The sequence below is a fragment of the Chamaesiphon sp. OTE_20_metabat_361 genome, from assembly GCF_031364565.1.
In genome coordinates, this window is record NZ_JANLWO010000131.1 from 1 (window position 1) to 16,526 (window position 16,526).

The following is a 16,526-nucleotide window of genomic DNA, read 5'->3' on the forward strand; positions in this document are numbered from 1 at the left end:
ACGGGTTTGCCAGTGAGATTGTTGATCGGTATCGCATGCAATTTCCCGATCGACCGCTCCTGGTCAAAGACATCATCCCGATTCCCGCTAGCGATTATCCCACCCCCGCCCAACGTCCGGCTTACTCGGTCTTGGATAATCGCCAGGTCTTAGCTGAATTTGGCGTGCAGCTACCCGCTTGGGACTCAAGTTTGGGGCAGTTATTTGCCAGATGGTAACAGATCCATAATGGCATCAACCTTGGGTAAAATCGCGTCTTTGGCCGATAAGATCGGTGTGTCGATCGGCCAATCGATCGCGAGCTGAGGATCGTTCCAGATCAAACCGGCCTCATCCCCAGGTACATAAAAATCCGTACACTTGTATAAAAACTCGGCACTATCGCTCAGTACGCAAAACCCGTGGGCAAAATTTTCGGGAATATACATCTGCTTTTTATTCTCAGCCGATAAGATTTCCCCATGCCATTTGCCAAAAGTGGGCGAATTGCGACGGATATCGACGGCGACATCAAAGACCTCCCCCTGGGTGACGCGGACTAATTTGCCCTGGGGGTGCTTGAGTTGGAAATGCAAGCCCCGCAGCACATGTTTGGTCGAGTAGGATTGATTATCCTGGACGAAGGGATGGGGAATACCGATATCGGCATACTTTTGCTGTTGATAAGTTTCCAAGAAATAGCCCCGACTATCGCTAAATACTGGCGGGGCAAAAACGATGACTTCTGGGAGAGCAGTTTGAAAAATTTCCACGATCGACTAGATTCCTTCTGTAGCTAATTTGAGCAGATATTGACCGTAATCATTTTTAGCCATCGTATTGCCGATCGTCACTAACTCTGGGGCACCGATGTAACCCATCCGAAAGGCAACTTCTTCGATACAGGCAATCTTTAAACCTTGGCGTTGTTCGATCGTTTCGACAAACACCGAAGCTTGCAGCAAACTATGGTGAGTACCCGTATCCAGCCAAGCTGTACCGCGACTGAGTTTATCAACTCTGAGTTGTCCCATATCTAGATATTTTTGGTTGACACAGGTGATTTCCAGTTCGCCGCGAGCCGAGGGAGCGATACTGTGGGCGATATCGACAACTTGATTGTCATAAAAATACAAACCAGTGACGGCGTAATTCGATCGGGGTTTGAGTGGCTTTTCCTCGATCGAAACTGCTGCACCTTCAAAATCGAATTCCACCACGCCATACCGCGCCGGATCGCTGACATAGTAGCCAAACACCATCGCCCCTTTCGTCAAGTTAGCGGCTTGCTGAAGGCTGACGCTCAAGCTATCGCCATAAAAAATGTTATCGCCCAAGATCAGCGCCACCGAGTCATTGCCGATGAATTCTTTGCCGATGATAAAAGCTTGCGCTAAGCCCTCTGGCTTGGGCTGTGGCGCGTAACTAATCGTCAAACCGAGATTTGAGCCATCACCCAATAACTCTTCAAATAGGGGCAAATCATGGGGGGTGGAAATAATCAAAATTTCCTGGATCCCCGCGAGCATCAGGGTAGACAAGGGATAATAAATCATCGGCTTGTCATAGATCGGCATCAATTGTTTGGAAATCACCCGCGTCAAGGGATATAACCTCGTACCAGAGCCGCCAGCTAAAATAATTCCTTTCATGCTGTTACTCCCAAGCGTTGTTGCTGATATTTATTAGCAGTGACGGTTTGACACCAAGCTTGGTTATCGATGTACCATTGGACGGTACGGCGCAAGCCAGAACTGATATCTTGCTGGGGTTCCCAACCGAGTTGCTGATGGAGCTTGGTAAAATCGATCGCGTAACGGCGATCGTGTCCGGGGCGATCTTTGACGAATTCAATCAGTCGATCGTGCGGACAATTGGGCGAGGTAGGTAAGAGTTCGTCTAAAATCGCACAGAGCTGTTTGACTAGCCACAGATTATCACGTTCGGCATTGCCGCCGACATTATAAGTTTCACCAATGGTACCTTTATTTAGGACTAAGGCGATCGCCAGACAGTGATCCTCTACATAGAGCCAGTCGCGGACATTTTGACCGTCACCATAGATCGGCAAAGGTTTACCCGCTAAAGCATTGAGGATCGTCAGCGGAATCAGTTTTTCAGGAAACTGATAGGGGCCATAATTATTGGAGCAATTGGTGATGAGAGTCGGGAGTCCGTAAGTGTGAAAGTACGATCGCACGAGATGATCGGAACTAGCTTTGGATGCAGAGTACGGGCTATTAGGCGTGTAGGGGGTGAGTTCGGTAAAGGCTGGCTCATCAGCAGTCAGGGAGCCAAATACTTCGTCAGTAGAGATGTGCAGAAAGCGAAATTTCGCCTGTGCGGTATCTGCGAGTGCTTTCCAATACTGACGAGCGCACTCTAACAGATTAAAGGTACCATTAATATTAGTCTCAATGAAACTTGCTGGCCCATCGATCGATCGATCGACATGAGTTTCAGCGGCAAAGTTGACGATTGCTTGAGGTTGATATTCAGTAAGTAATTTATCGATGAGTTGACGATCTCCGATATCACCCTGGACGAATATATGTCGATCGCTATTGGCGAACTGCTCGATCGTCGCGAGGTTCCCAGCGTAAGTCAATTTATCTAAATTAATAACGGAGACATCGCTAGAGTTGAGGATTAGCGAGACATAGTTAGAACCGATAAATCCGGCTCCACCTGTAACTAAAATATAATTTTTACTCATTATTTCTACATTAGTGAACGATCTACGTCAAATATAACAGTCGATCTGTCAAATAAAAGCTTCTCAAAACTGCTGTTGGCAAATTGAGTTAAAAGTCTTAAAATTGGCGATCGATTTGCTGACATATTTGCATGTAGCCAGCGATCTACATCACAGCTACCCAGCAGCAATTCCCACGGGTATCCTCATTAGAATACCCAAGATCGGACTCCTCGATCGCTATATAAACGATCGAGCGATGATCGCACAGATAAATGTCCAATGAGATCGAGCTAAAGATCGCGATTCTCACCATCGCATCCAGCGAGCTATTCTACTGCCAGTCTTTTTACTCTAACCAAATTAGATCTCCACACTGGATGCTCCCAGCTCGCAAGACAGAAGCGCGGATGCCTGCGATCGAGTTATTATGTTGTGCCGTCGTCCGTAAGATATTCAAGTCAGTCGGTAAATCGGACTGGGCAACCGTCGTCACTACGCAGCGCGGACAGGCGGTATCGATGCTCAGGCACACTTTATCACCAATGCTCATCTGCCTACCCACCCAGTCATTTTCGATAAAGGTGCTTTCAGCCGCTGTTGGCTCGATGAGAATATTGGGACGAAACCGCGCTGGCTCAAATTTTCCTTCAGGATACAGGTGCTGTAATCGCGCTAAGGTTGCAGTCGTCACCGCATGAATCGGACAGGAATCAAAAAAAGTGCCAGCGGGCATAAATAATTGCGTAACTGTATCTCGGTTTGCCGCGCCTTCGAGATCTGGCCAATATTGGTCGAGACTGGGTGTTTCTGGCACCGCAGTCAATAAATCTACATCTCGCCCTAGAAATTGGGACAGAATACGATCGATCTGACTATCATCGCTGTTAGCCTCATTACCATCCGGTAGTGCAAATCTCACGGGCGGCATCGCTGCTTGAGTTTGGGGCGATTCTATAAATGTCGCTTGAAATTCTAGCAATTTCGCCCATTTTTTAGGATTTTTGGCACTAGCAATCCTCTGAGTTTGGCGATCCCAGAGGGCATAGGATCGATCGCCCAGCAAACCTGTGGGTGTTACTTCTACAGCATCTAATCGTTCGCCCAACATGGATTTGACTGGATACCGCCACAGTGAGACAACTTTGCCTACTAAAGTCCGAGTCATAACTGTCCCCCTAATTCGCTAGACTTCGTTTGAGGTTGGTTTACCCCCCCAACCCCCCTTATAAAGGGGGGCTTTAGCTCCCTCCCCTTTATAAGGGGAGGGTTGGGGTGGGGTAAAGGGACTATGCAGCAACTTCAATATCATCCCCGTAAGGTAACTATCTAACCCTAAACAGCAAGATACTTATGAAATAGATCGTCAGTCAGCTCGGCTGTTGCGCCATCTACTACCACGACACCCTTCTCCATAATGAAGAACTTGTCAGCGATCTGCCGCACGAAATCAACCTTATGCTCGACGACTATTAAAGTAATACCTTTCTCCCGATTGATCCGCTTCAAAGTCTCCTCAATTTCTTGCACGATCGACGGCTGAATGCCCTCTGTTGGTTCGTCTAGCAACATAATCTTCGGATCGCTCACTAATCCTCTGGCAATAGCTAATTGCTGCTGCTGTCCGCCACTGAGCAAACCGCCTTGACGATTCAGATGCTGCTTGAGCATCGGAAAAAACTCGAAAATTTCATGGGGAATCTTACTCGATTTTTGCTTGCCAGCCGACAGTCCCAGCTTGAGATTATCCAGCACCGATAGATAGGGAATAATTTCTCGACCTTGGGGAATATAGGCAATCCCCGCACGGGCACGTTTGAAGATCGGCAACCGCGTGATATTTTGAATATCAAAGATAATATTGCCCGATATCACCTTATTTAAGCCAATGATGCTGCGTAAGAGCGTGGTTTTACCCACACCATTGCGTCCGAGGATACAAGCAATCTCACCTTGATTAACAGCCAGATTAGCACCAAACAAAACGGGTGTTTGTCCGTAAGAAACAGTCACATCATTTACTTCAAGCAGCATCGATTTGTTCGCGTCCTAAATATACTTCAATTACTTTGGGATTTGATTGGACTTCCGCGACGGAGCCTTCGGTCAATTTTTCACCTTGGTGGAGGACAACGAGTCGTTGAGCGATTTGTTTGACAAATTCCATATCATGCTCGATGACTACTACAGAGTGGCTGGTGGCAATTGTCTTGATGATTTCGCCAGTCGCATAGGTTTCATCAGCAGTCATCCCCGCCGTTGGTTCATCGAGTAAAACCACGGCTGGATCTTGAGCGAGTACCATCCCGATCTCGACCCACTGTTTTTGCCCGTGTGATAAAGAGGCAACTTTAGCATAGCCTTGTTCTAACAAACCAATGCGATCGAGTACGCTGATAATTTTATCTTTCTTAGCAGTTGTGAGTTTAGCTTTGATGGATGAAAACACACCGTGAGTACCTTTGAGAGCCAGTAAAATATTGTCAAATACTGACAGCTCGTTATAAACATTAGGGTTTTGAAATTTGCGACCGATGCCCATCCGGGCAATCTCATGGGGGCTTTTATTGGTAATCTCCTGACCTTGATAATAAACATGTCCTGAAGCTACCGGAGATTTCCCCACGATCGCATCGAGTAATGTACTTTTACCAGCTCCATTCGGGCCGATAATCGTCACAATTTCATTGTTACCTACCTCTAGATCGACGCCTTTAAGTGCTTTGAAACCAGAGAAAACTACCTTGAGATCTTTGACTGATAAAACAGACGCTTGCGAATTCATGATACGTTTGATTTTAAGTTTTCTCTAATTTATTAGCACCACTCGCAAGTAGCTTCTTTGGTAACAAGCTCATCAATCCGTCTGGCAGAAATAGCACCACCCCCATCAGGATTACCCCTACAATCAACTGCCAATCTTGGGTAATGCGATCGACTGAATTTTGGAGCTGTCCGAGCAAAATCGCGGCAATAACTGGCCCAAATAGCGTACCGCGTCCGCCAACAGCGACCCAGATCACGATCTGAGTTCCAAACGCCACCCCTAGATATACTGGTGAAATAAAATTGTTCAGCGGTACGAACAAACCACCGCAGATACCAGCAATCCCTGCAGAAAGCGTCCAGACAAAAATCTTAAAATTAGCAACATCATAGCCCAAATATGAAATCCGTTTCTCGTTCTCTTTAATCGATCGCAGAATCAATCCAAAGTTAGATTTTGTCAGCCACCAGCTACCCGCGATCGTCAAAGTTGCAAAAGTCAGAATAATATAATAGATGCCAATTGGCGGCACGGTTATCCCAAACAAAATCAGCTTCGAGACATCGGTAATCCCATTTGTACCGCCTGTATAAGCCTGCTGACTGACAAAGAAAGTAGTCAATGCTGACGCGATCGCCAGCGTAATTACGGTAATATATACACCGCTAACTTTAGACCGAAAAATAAACCATCCGATCGCATAAGCAAAACCTGCTGGAATCGCGATCGTCGCGATAACTGCAATTGGAAAAGACTGTAAAGGCGCAATAAACCAAGGCAACTCTTTTAAGCCATTCCAGACCATAAAATCGGGGATATTGCCACCATAATTATTGGCAGTAGCAGATAGATTTAGCTTGAGATAATATGCCATCGCATATCCTCCCAAAGTAAAAAAGACCCCGTGGGCAAAGCTCAAAATCCCAGTGAATCCCCAGACTAGATCGAGTGAGACACCTAAAACACCATACAACAGCAATTTTGCCATCAAGTTAGTCTGAAAGGTGCCAGCTACAAATGGGAAAATTATAAATATCAGTAAAGCTACTAAATTGATAATCTGCCATTTCTTAGGAATAAAGCTTGACTGTTGAACTTGACCGAGTGCTTGTGCCATTGGATTTAGAGGGTAGAGGGTGGAGATTTTAACCGCGTTTCTGAACTGTAAATAGACCTTCGGGGCGATAGCGAATTAGGACGATTACCGCAGCTAAAACGATAACTCTCGCGGTAGGATCGTTGATTAGATATGCGATCGCGGCATTTGATTCGCCAATCAACACCGCACCCGCCAACACGCCGATTAACTTGTCCACACCGCCAGCCACCACAGTCATCCAGGCATCTACCAGGTAATCTTGTCCCATCCCTGGGGCGACACTCTTGAGCGAAGCAATAACTGTTCCGGCTACTCCGGCTAGCCCGCAGCCATAAGCAAATGTGAGCATATCTACCAGACTGGTATTTACACCCAAACACCTTGCCATTTCGCGATTTTGAGTCACTGCGCGGACTTCTCTACCCAATGTCGTACCGTAGAGCAAGTAAGCCGTGATTCCCAACAGCAGCAGTGCCATAAAGATGATAAACAAGCGGTAATAGGAAATTTCGATCGCTTGTCCGCCGATGGTGAATGGTGTCCAGTTGCCGCGAATGTATGACGGTGCCCTGACGTACTTGAGTTGGGCAGTGAAAATCAGCTTCACCACACCTTGGAGGACGATACTTAGTCCCCAAGTAGCTAGTAAAGTTTCAATCGCGCGTCCATATAGTCGCCGGACGATCGTGACTTCCACCAGTGCGCCGACTAGGGCTGTAAACAAAAAATAAATTGGAATTGTCATCTACAAGTCCATTTTAAAATTGCTTTGCAGTACGAAGGTTGTATACGCACCGAGCATGATAAATTCACCATGCGCGAGGTTAATAATCCGCATTACCCCAAACGTAATCGATAGTCCCAATCCTGTCAGTAGCAGAATACCAACAATCCCCACCCCATTTAAAAGTTGGTTGGTAATTGCTACCGGATCGAGATCTTTTGCTGGCGGGCTAGCTTGGGCTAGGTACACTAACGAAGATATGGCATTAAATGGCAAAACGTTCATATTTTCCCGACCTAAATCGTGTCGTGTTTTGTAAATGTTAAATCAATGTAGCAATCTTAATTCAGATATTATGTTTGCTGCGTTACCCTTCTGCCTTGAAGCCTATTACTAGGTCAATGCAGACCTACAAATGGAAAAATATATCTTACAGTATTCCGATCGATCGAATAAGATTGCTACATAATCGCTGATTCCGCGCAGAATCAGCGATTGTTTGTTAATTGCTCGCAGTTTACGGTTTGTCTAAGAAGGCAACTGGAATGGGTTTCTTGGTCTCGACGATCGAACTGGCACGAGTATCTGGGGTCTTGTGAACGCACATCCGACCCTTATACAGTGCTTGACTCCACGGAATCGGCTTCACCGCAGCCTTGGTCGCAAAGACAATTTCGGCTTGTCCATCAGCCTTCCACTTGCCAATCCGGGAATAAAGGTATGTATGATAATTGTCTGGATCGGATTTGACCGTGCCTTGCGGAGCCTTAAACTCTTGCCCTCTGGTTGCTTCGCGCAGATTTGCAGTAGTAAACTCTTTCTTTTCTTTGGCGCATTTTTCCATCGCCTGTGCCATGAAAAAGGTTTGGATGTAGGCAGCTTCCATGACTCCATTAGTCACGCGCTCGTTGCCAAATTTCGCCCGAAATTGTTCCACAAATGCCTTATTTTCAGGTGTATCGACTGTCTGAAAATAGTTGAAACTACTAAAGTGTCCTTCCGCGAATTCTGGCCCCATCGCCTGAATTTCTTCTTCTGTGGTGGGAAACGCCATGATCGGAATCTCTTTAGACGTAATTCCAGCATCCTTAAGCTGCTTATAAAAAGCGGGAATACTATCGCCGACGAGATTACTCAAGATAAAGTTAGGCTTTGCTTGCTTGATCTTGTTAATAATCGTAATGAACTCAGTCGTACCCAGTGCTGCATATTCATCACCAACAACCGTACCGCCACCAGCGACTAGCTCGGCTTTGGCAATCCGATTACTTTCTTTGGGATAGATGTAGTCAGAACCGATAAAGAAGCCTTTTTTACCAAAGTTTTTGATGCAGTAAGGAATCGAATCGGTGATTTGTTGATTCGGTGCCGCCCCGGTATAGAAAACGTTAGAGCTACATTCATTCCCTTCATAGTAGACAGGGTAGTAAAGCAGTCTATCTTTCTCTTCAAACACTGGCAAGACTGATTTACGGCTAGCTGAAGTGTAGCAACCCAGTACACAGACAACCTTGTCTTCGTCAATTAGTCGCTTAGACATTTGGTTGTATAAATCCCAATTGGAGTCAGGGTTGACAACTACTTTTTCTAGCATTTGGCCATTGATGCCTTTCTTGCCAGCCCAAGGGCCTGTTCCTTCATTGATTTGATCGATCGCGAGAAATGTCGCATCTTGTAGGGATTTTTCAACGATCGCGATCGAACCCGTCGTGGAGTACATCACACCTACCTTAATCCCTTTACCATCTCCGGCAGGAGCGGCACTCGGATTAGTGGTAGGAGTGGTTGAGTTACTACAAGCCTTGAGTAGCAGAGTCCCTGCGACGCCAGCACCACCCAAAATAATAAATCTCCGCCGTCCAAACTGATTTGCCATATAGCTTAAATTTACTCTTCACACACGCTTGTTTAGATGAAATATTAGTACCAACACTCCATCAACTGTGTATTTTACAATACAAAACCACCAGGTTTTGTAAAGATTTAGACTGATGGCTTAGTTACTACAGCTCGAAGCGATCGGAGATACATAGACATCCATTTTCAGGCGACTATCAAATTAGGAACTTCCTAAATAACTTAAATTGTCTGTTAGAAATACATTAAACGTAAAAAATTAGCATAACATTACAAATATTAATATTGTTTAGTACCAAAATTATCAGTTATCTACCCGAAATCAAGTTACTTTGATAATTCGCTATTGAACTCATTAAAACTCCGTCGCTTGAGTTCTACTGAGTCTTTACGTGGTAATAAATCAAAAACCTCTCGCATGGCATCATCCACTTTTTCAAATGATAATATCCCTGCTTCATTCAGTCGAACCTTACCTTGTTTATCGACAATGACAGTTTGCGGAACCGTACCACCATAGTAATAGCCAGCTTCAGTATCTGGATACTTTTTATCCAGGGCGAGACTATCGACAGTTACAGGAATAAAGCTGGCGGCTTTGCCATAGTAACCTTGAAGCTGCGAGAATGTGGTGGAGTATTTTTTGCAGTCAGTACTATCATCCACATAAAAAACTATTATCGCTGGTTTACTCGCTTTTAAAGAGTCTGCAAGCGAAATTTTGGCAGGTACTAGCGAGCCATTACCAGCGTACAAGACAAAAACATTACCATCATATTTGTCATCCTCAATCCCGGCGAGAGTTGGATGAGCGAATAGAAAAGAACAGGCAAAAATCAAGATCGCAGTTATTAGCGATCGCCATCTGGACTTCAAGTATTTAGCTAACATTTTAGGCGTATAAGAGTGAGAACAATTCAAAATCTAAGTAGCTACTTTACAGCTTCGAGCATCCACGAGAAATAAAAGCTAGTTTTGGTAGTTGCCTTGCGATCGATCCTAAAACCTTGGGCTTCCAAAATCTTGACAATATCCACTTCTTTATGTAGATAAGAACGAGTCGCCTTACTCGCACCAGGAAAAAAACTGCCAATCTTTTTGAGTAGGCTAAAATAAGGAGTCTTAGGTGCGAAACTAATAATCAGTCGCGATTGTGCCATCGAAGCCAGATGCGAAATCATTTCAGCCGCTTTTGCTTGCGGGTAATGAATTAATACATCCAAACAGATAACTGTATGGTAACTACCAGTCAAGCTTTCGAGATCGCTCACACTGAAACTCGGATTATCATTATTCCCAAAGATTTTGGCGGCGATTTCCTTGGCTTCGCCGACCATTTTCTCCGAAATATCGCTAGCACTGACGACAGCTTTGCGCTCCGCCAGCGGAATGCTCAACACACCAGTACCGCAGCCCGCATCGCAGATGGATAATCCCGTCAGGTTATTATCTGCATCCAACCACTCCAACAGCGTGTCAACAGTCTGCTGGTGCCCGGTGCGGATGTCGAGCTGTACCTTATTTACCTCACCATCACCATAAATCCGCTGCCATCGCTCAAATCCCGTATTATTAAAATATTCTTTGACTACTGCCTTATCGTCGATCGCGTCCATGAAAATTTTTATTATAAATTTTAATCCTAACGGTAAATCACTATAGCAGGCGATCGGGGGTGAAGGGTAGGTGAATGGTCGTTCGTTTCGCTTACTTAACAACATCAATCCAGAAGAGGATATCTTGTGGTAATTGACTCTCCACAATTATCAGCGGATTAAATGAGCTTATCGGCTGAATAATTGTCCTAACTTCGCGATCGAGATCTTTATTTCGGAGTACTTGTAATGTTATGCTCGATCGGGTCTGATGAGTGGTAGCCGTTAGCGGAGCTTCTGCAACAGCAGGTATCACAATCCAACCTACGGAAGAAACACTTGTCTGCTAATTGGCTTTGAATATCGATCGCTTCATTGTATGCAACATCATTACTCTACACTCCTAGATATTCCCAATTCCCTGGCACTACCAACGGTTATTTGTCTCGATGCTTTTGGGACGCTGTTTGGAGTTAGGGGTAGTGTCGGACATATATATAGTGAAATTGCGGGTAAATATGGCGTTAAATGTCTGCCAGATTTACTGAACAAATACTTTTATTCAGCTTTCCAAAACTCCACCCCCTGTATCTTTCCAGGCGTTCCCACTTCAGATATCCCCGCACATGAATATCAGTGGTGGCGAGAAATCAATCGTCAGACATTCACCGCCGTGGGAGCCATCGAACAATTTGAGGATTTCGATCTGTTTTTTCAAGACTTATATCGGTACTTTGCAACAGCAGCAGCGTGGGAAATCTATCCCGATGTAATACCCGCTCTGAGTCAATGGCAGCAATCGGGCGTAAAATTGGCTATCATATCTAACTTTGACTCGCGGCTGCACACCGTTCTCGAAGTGTTGGAATTGGCTCCCTATTTTTCAACAGTGACGATCTCTACCGAAGTCAGTGCAGCCAAACCCCAACTGGAAATCTTCACAGCAGCTTTGGCAAAACATCGATGTCCGCCGCAATCGGCATGGCACATCGGCGATAGCCTGGAAGATGACTATCTCGGTGCGGGTAAGGCTGGCTTGACAGCGATTTGGTTGAATCGGAGTTAGATGGGAGATGGAAGATGGGGGGACGGGGAGATATTTCCTTTCCCCTTTCCCCTTCCCCTAAAACCTAAAACCCAAAGCCTATTCTCCATCCCCTACCGCTGAGCTGCGTTTTGCTCTAATCTAGAGGGTAATAATATCTTTACGATCGTTTGCGGAGTTTATCAAAGTGAGTAGCGTTACAGTCATCAATGATGCACAATTTGAAAGTGAAGTTTTACAAGCAGAGCTACCTGTACTAGTTTACCTCTGGGCGGCATGGTGCGGGCCTTGTCGGTTAGTGGCACCATCGATCGACTGGATTGCGAATAATTACCAAGATCGAGTTAAAGTAGTCAAAATGGAAATCGATCCCAATCCCGAAACCGTCAAAGCCTATAAGGTAGAAGGTGTTCCCGCGATTCGCTTGTTTAAAGGTGATGCCCTCATTCATGCTTTAGAAGGTGCCATTACTAAAGATAAACTTACCACCATTCTCGATAGCAATCTCTAGGCTCGATCGTGAGAGGAGATCGATCAGGGTAATTATGGCACGAGGATCGATCGCCAGCTACGCTTTTAAAAGTAAATTGTAATAGGCTAAAATATAGATGGTGGGCAGTGCCCACCCTACCTTTTTTTAATTTTCTAAAGCTTGAAATCCAAAGTCCAAAGCCTAATCCCTAAAGCCTAAAGCCTAATCCCTAAAGCCTAAACCGATGCAGTTTTCCCAACGACTCCAACCATTAAAAAGTAACGTATTCGCTGACATGGATCGGGCGAAGGGACGCGCTCTGGCATTGGGACAGGGGATAATCGATCTATCATTGGGTTCATCTGACTTGCCCACTCCCCCGCATGTAATTGCGGCAATTCAGTCAGCCTTAATCGATCCGAGTACGCATGGTTATTTGTTATTTAATGGAACGCGGTTATTTCGCGAAGCCGTGGCAAATTGGTATACAAATAAGTATGGGGTAATTGTCGATCCAGAGACGGAAGTATTGCCTTTGATTGGTTCTCAAGAAGGGACAGCACATTTACCACTGGCAATCCTCGAACCTGGCGATGTGGCGTTGTTGATGGATCCTGGTTATCCTTCTCATTGTGGCGGTGTATATCTAGCTGGAGGCGAAATTTATCCGATGCCCCTGCGAGCCGAACATGGATTCTTGCCCGTACTGGCGGATATTCCAGCGGCAACCCTTGCCAAAGCGCGGATGATGGTGTTGAGCTATCCGCACAATCCTACCACTGCGATCGCGCCCCTAGCCTTCTTTGAGGAAGCAGTCGCTTTTTGTCAGCAGCACGATCTCGTATTGGTGCATGATTTCCCATATGGAGATCTGGTGTTTAGCGATCTTCAGGTACCTTCGATCTTACAGGCCGATCGCGACAAAAGCGTATCGATCGAGTTTTTCACGATGTCGAAGTCGTATAATATGGGCGGCTTTAGAATCGGTTATGCGATCGGCAATCGCGACTTAATTCAAGCTTTGCGTCAAGTTAAAGCAGTAGTCGATTTTAATCAATATCTCGGCATCCTCCACGGTGCAGCGGCGGCACTCACTGGCGACCAAAATTGCGTTCGCGATACAGTCGCTACGTTCCAACAGCGGCGCGATACCTTTGTCACTGCTCTCAATCGCATCGGGTGGGAAGTGCCCACACCGGAAGCGACGATGTATATTTGGGCAAAACTCCCGCCAAAATGGGCGCACAGCTCGATCGATTTTTGTACTGAGCTAGTCTGTCAAACTGGCGTTGCCGCGTCTCCAGGGGTCGGTTTTGGCAAGTCTGGTGAGGGTTATGTCAGATTTGCACTGGTACACGAACCAGCAAAATTACAACTAGCCGTCGATCGAATGGCAAAATTCTTATAGGCTGAAAATATCGATCGAGATCGATCGGTTGTAGACTTCCTGGGAAAGTAAAAATACAATCTTGTTTAGGATTGTCTTCATTTAAAGTTCCCCCCATCCCCTATTCCCTCTTCCCTGACCTTCGTAGGAAGTCTAATTTATGGTAGAGGAAACCGTACAATAGAGGTGAGCAGCCGCCGAGATAAAATGGTAGGGATAGATTGCCATCGCCTGCACCCCGTATTCAGCACCCAATCCGCCAACTATGATATCCGAACTGATTCGTCAACGCTCCGATCTGATCGACATTCAAGTCATTGCCAAAGACACTGGCAAACGGCTGGGGATTGTCAAAGAGCTGCTCGTCGATATCGACAGTCGTGAAGTAGTCGCGCTCGGTTTACGCGATGGCTGGCTGGCGGCACCTGGGGGACTGGTAAAGTATATGTATCTGTCCTCGATCGAAAAAATGGGTGATGTTCTTCTCGTACCCAATGATGACGCGATCGAAGATCTCGACCCAGAGAATTATACCAACTTAATCGGTTGTGAAGTCATTACCGAAACTGGCGACATGCTGGGAAAAGTCCGGGGCTTCAAATTTAGCTGCGATGATGGTAAATTAACCTCGATTATTATCGCTAGTTTTGGGATACCATTGATTCCCGATAATGTCATCAGTACTTATGAATTCTCGATCGATGAAGTAGTCAGTAGTGGGCCAAATCGGCTGATGGTATTTGAAGGCTGCGAAGAACGTCTCGAACAACTCTCCGTCGGCTTCCTCGAACGGATCGGACTTGGGAAAGCACCGTGGGAAGATGAATACAGCTACCGTCCTGCTGTCATCCGTCCCGAAAATCAATTACCCGCTGGTGTCCCTTTAGCTCCCCCGCAACCGATAGTACGCGCCGCACCCCCTGTCGAGCAAACCGTCTGGGAGGACGACGACTGGCAAGAAGTGCAAGCTGCACCACTACCACCCCAACGCCTTCAAGCCGAACAGCCGCTATATTATGACGATGAAGACGAGGGCGAAAACTGGAATGATGCTCGCGAACAACCTCGCACGGCGAAAGTTTATGAGGATGTCCCCTACACGCCGATTTCCACGCCTGCCAAGCCACTTGAGTTAGAAGATGAGGAAATCCTCGATCTCGATGACGACATGTGGGGCAAAGATACTCAATCGCCAGCCTATCAACCTCAAAAAATCAATATACCCGAACCTTCCCAAAAAATAGATCTACCTCAAACCGTCAATCAAGTCGAATATCAGGAAGAAGAACAACGCTAAACCAAATAGAAATATGTAGGTTGGGTAAAGCAACGCGTTGGCGCAGCCTCTCCCCCAGGAGAAAACCCAACATCCTCATCAATCGCGTGTGTGGATGTTGGGTTTCATTCTTCAACCCAAACTACAGATCTCTTTTACCTCTTACCCTTTACCTTTTACCTCTTACCCCTACTACCCTGTGACTCCAGCAGATATCCAGACATTTCTCACCAACCGCTTTGGCGATACACTCAAAATCGTCGATAACGAGTCATATCAGATCGATACACCAGATTATCGACTGCTAATTATTTTGTCCGCACAACAATCTTGGGTGAGAATGTTGGTACCGATTGCCCCCGCAGCCGATGCGATGACCTTTGTTGAAGAATTCCTATCTGCTAACTTTGATGCCACGATGGAGACCCGTTATGCGGTAAATCAGGAGGTATTGTGGGGCGTGTGGCAGCACAGTGTCGCGGGACTAACTACTGAAGATTTTAATACAGCGATCGACCGCTCGATCGATCTCAAACGTGTCGGCATCGATCGCGCTTTCCAAGATTTTGCCACCAAACAGGTCAAAGCGATCGTCAGTATTGCCAAGCAACGCGGAGATACACTCGCACAAACCATGCAAACACTCGACAGATTTTATGCTGAAGGTGTCATGGGCGATCTCGGTGCGACTGAAGATATCCGCACGGAAATGATGACTGCTTGGCAATATCAATTAGAAAGACTGTGGAATGAAGCTTAGTTCGCTGGCATTAAATCATTGGTAAAACTAACTTGACAAAGTAGTAAACCAGCGGCGCGGTAAAGATGTAACTATCGGTGCGATCGAGCATACCACCATGCCCTGGAATCAGATCTCCCGAATCTTTCACCCCGGCATCGCGCTTCATCACCGATTCGGTCAAATCGCCCAACATACTCGTCATTCCAATCAAGCTGCCCAACGCGATACCACCAATATACCAGTGATGCCAGTGCAACGCCCAGGCACCACCCATCCCCATCCCGATACTGCTCATAATTCCACAGATTGCGCCTTCGACTGTCTTTTTGGGACTGATTTCGGACAAGCGAGTGCGTCCGAGCCATTTGCCAAATAAGTAAGCGCCAATATCTGTCACCATAATGCACATAAACGACAGCAGGGTAATGGTGAAAGCACGCGGTAAAATGCTCACATCTAACGTGCTTAATAATCCCGCCCAGTCAGTACTAAAGGGAAAGGTATGAGCCGTGAGCGGATCGAAGCCTACTCGCAAGCGAATCCAAAAGCTCGGTAAATAACCACCATAAAATAGACCGAACAAGGACGTGGAAATGTCCGCGATCGAGGCTATTTTGGGCAGGAACAGCAGGTAAAAGCAAATTAGGGTACCTGCGACGGGAAATAGGGCATCGTCGATTCCAGAGCCACTTGCCCCCACCAGCAGCAATACTTGACTTACTACTAAGGTAATCTTGCTGGCTGGTTCGATGCCTTTAGCGCGAACGAGTTTGAAATACTCACTTTGCCCGAGATAGACGATAATACACATCCCGATCGTAAAGTACCAGCTCCCTAGCAATAACATACATAAAGCTACGGCGATCGCGACGATGGTACTAATGACTC

18 protein-coding genes and 1 pseudogene are annotated in these 16,526 nt (G+C 46.1%); 7 read left to right on the forward strand and 12 right to left on the reverse strand.

Translation table 11 applies throughout. The features are described 5' to 3' along the window. The coding region (locus tag RMO35_RS03625) for a sugar nucleotide-binding protein (protein WP_309738618.1) at nt 1-218 on the forward strand (218 nt) is incomplete at its 5' end. On the opposite strand, the gene rfbC is transcribed toward RMO35_RS03625, so the two are convergent. Genes rfbC through rfbB form a run of 3 tightly spaced genes read right to left on the reverse strand, consistent with a single transcriptional unit; the run spans nt 201 to nt 2,695 of the window. Then, entirely contained in the window at nt 201-752 is a 552-nt protein-coding gene (rfbC, locus tag RMO35_RS03630; protein ID WP_309738619.1) for a dTDP-4-dehydrorhamnose 3,5-epimerase, read from the reverse strand. The two genes, RMO35_RS03625 and rfbC, sit on opposite strands and share 18 nt — an antisense overlap. 6 nt (nt 753-758) lie before the next feature. Beyond that, entirely contained in the window at nt 759-1,631 is an 873-nt protein-coding gene (gene rfbA, locus RMO35_RS03635; RefSeq protein WP_309738620.1) for a glucose-1-phosphate thymidylyltransferase RfbA, read from the reverse strand. Continuing rightward, nucleotides 1,628-2,695 carry a dTDP-glucose 4,6-dehydratase gene (rfbB, locus tag RMO35_RS03640; RefSeq protein WP_309738622.1) on the reverse strand — a complete coding sequence of 356 codons (1,068 nt, stop codon included), beginning with the start codon at nt 2,693-2,695 and terminating at the stop codon, nt 1,628-1,630. Before rfbB ends, rfbA begins: the two co-directional genes overlap by 4 nt. Nucleotides 2,696-2,798: 103 nt before the next feature. On the opposite strand from rfbB, the gene RMO35_RS03645 reads away from it, so the two are divergent. Beyond that, nucleotides 2,799-2,960: a hypothetical protein gene (locus RMO35_RS03645; RefSeq protein WP_309738623.1), complete on the forward strand. Its 162-nt coding sequence runs from the start codon at nt 2,799-2,801 to the stop codon at nt 2,958-2,960. A gap of 63 nt (nt 2,961-3,023) precedes the next feature. Here RMO35_RS03645 and RMO35_RS03650 read toward each other — a convergent pair whose 3' ends face one another. The 8 genes and pseudogenes from RMO35_RS03650 to bchM form a co-directional block, all read right to left on the reverse strand. After that, on the reverse strand, nt 3,024-3,842 hold the full coding sequence (locus RMO35_RS03650; RefSeq protein WP_309738624.1) for an MOSC domain-containing protein: 819 nt from the start codon (nt 3,840-3,842) through the stop codon (nt 3,024-3,026). A gap of 167 nt (nt 3,843-4,009) precedes the next feature. After that, nucleotides 4,010-4,708, reverse strand: a complete 699-nt coding sequence (gene urtE / locus RMO35_RS03655; RefSeq protein WP_309738625.1) for an urea ABC transporter ATP-binding subunit UrtE — start codon at nt 4,706-4,708, stop codon at nt 4,010-4,012. Then, the gene (gene urtD / locus RMO35_RS03660; RefSeq protein ID WP_309738626.1) at nt 4,698-5,459 is read right to left on the reverse strand and encodes an urea ABC transporter ATP-binding protein UrtD; all 762 of its coding nucleotides are present in this window, start codon (nt 5,457-5,459) and stop codon (nt 4,698-4,700) included. The genes urtE and urtD overlap by 11 nt, the downstream gene beginning before the upstream one ends. Nucleotides 5,460-5,472: 13 nt before the next feature. Then, on the reverse strand, nt 5,473-6,558 hold the full coding sequence (gene urtC / locus RMO35_RS03665; protein WP_309738627.1) for an urea ABC transporter permease subunit UrtC: 1,086 nt from the start codon (nt 6,556-6,558) through the stop codon (nt 5,473-5,475). A gap of 28 nt (nt 6,559-6,586) precedes the next feature. Continuing rightward, nucleotides 6,587-7,549, reverse strand: a pseudogene (gene urtB, locus RMO35_RS03670) (urea ABC transporter permease subunit UrtB). A 232-nt stretch (nt 7,550-7,781) separates the two neighbouring features. Further along, the gene (locus RMO35_RS03675; protein ID WP_309738628.1) at nt 7,782-9,140 is read right to left on the reverse strand and encodes an ABC transporter substrate-binding protein; all 1,359 of its coding nucleotides are present in this window, start codon (nt 9,138-9,140) and stop codon (nt 7,782-7,784) included. 308 nt (nt 9,141-9,448) lie between these two features. Continuing rightward, a complete protein-coding gene (locus RMO35_RS03680; RefSeq protein ID WP_309738631.1) occupies nt 9,449-10,012 on the reverse strand; it encodes a thylakoid membrane photosystem I accumulation factor in 564 nt (187 codons plus the stop codon). Between the two features lie 41 nt (nt 10,013-10,053). After that, on the reverse strand, nt 10,054-10,737 hold the full coding sequence (gene bchM, locus RMO35_RS03685; RefSeq protein ID WP_310415738.1) for a magnesium protoporphyrin IX methyltransferase: 684 nt from the start codon (nt 10,735-10,737) through the stop codon (nt 10,054-10,056). Nucleotides 10,738-11,095: 358 nt separating this feature from the next. Here bchM and RMO35_RS03690 point away from each other — a divergent pair, with 358 nt between their 5' ends. From RMO35_RS03690 to RMO35_RS03710, 5 genes are all read left to right on the forward strand, one after another. Further along, entirely contained in the window at nt 11,096-11,782 is a 687-nt protein-coding gene (locus RMO35_RS03690) for an HAD-IA family hydrolase (RefSeq protein ID WP_309738632.1), read from the forward strand. A gap of 166 nt (nt 11,783-11,948) precedes the next feature. Then, nucleotides 11,949-12,272, forward strand: coding sequence for a thioredoxin family protein (locus RMO35_RS03695; protein WP_396135034.1), 324 nt, complete (start codon nt 11,949-11,951; stop codon nt 12,270-12,272). A 205-nt stretch (nt 12,273-12,477) separates the two neighbouring features. After that, on the forward strand, nt 12,478-13,641 hold the full coding sequence (locus RMO35_RS03700) for an LL-diaminopimelate aminotransferase (protein WP_309738635.1): 1,164 nt from the start codon (nt 12,478-12,480) through the stop codon (nt 13,639-13,641). 244 nt (nt 13,642-13,885) lie between these two features. After that, nucleotides 13,886-14,917: a PRC-barrel domain-containing protein gene (locus RMO35_RS03705; protein WP_309738637.1), complete on the forward strand. Its 1,032-nt coding sequence runs from the start codon at nt 13,886-13,888 to the stop codon at nt 14,915-14,917. A 178-nt stretch (nt 14,918-15,095) separates the two neighbouring features. Then, a complete protein-coding gene (locus RMO35_RS03710) occupies nt 15,096-15,656 on the forward strand; it encodes a hypothetical protein (protein ID WP_309738638.1) in 561 nt (186 codons plus the stop codon). Nucleotides 15,657-15,666: 10 nt separating this feature from the next. On the opposite strand, the gene RMO35_RS03715 is transcribed toward RMO35_RS03710, so the two are convergent. Continuing rightward, the coding region (locus tag RMO35_RS03715; protein WP_309738639.1) for a phosphatidate cytidylyltransferase at nt 15,667-16,526 on the reverse strand (860 nt) is incomplete at its 5' end.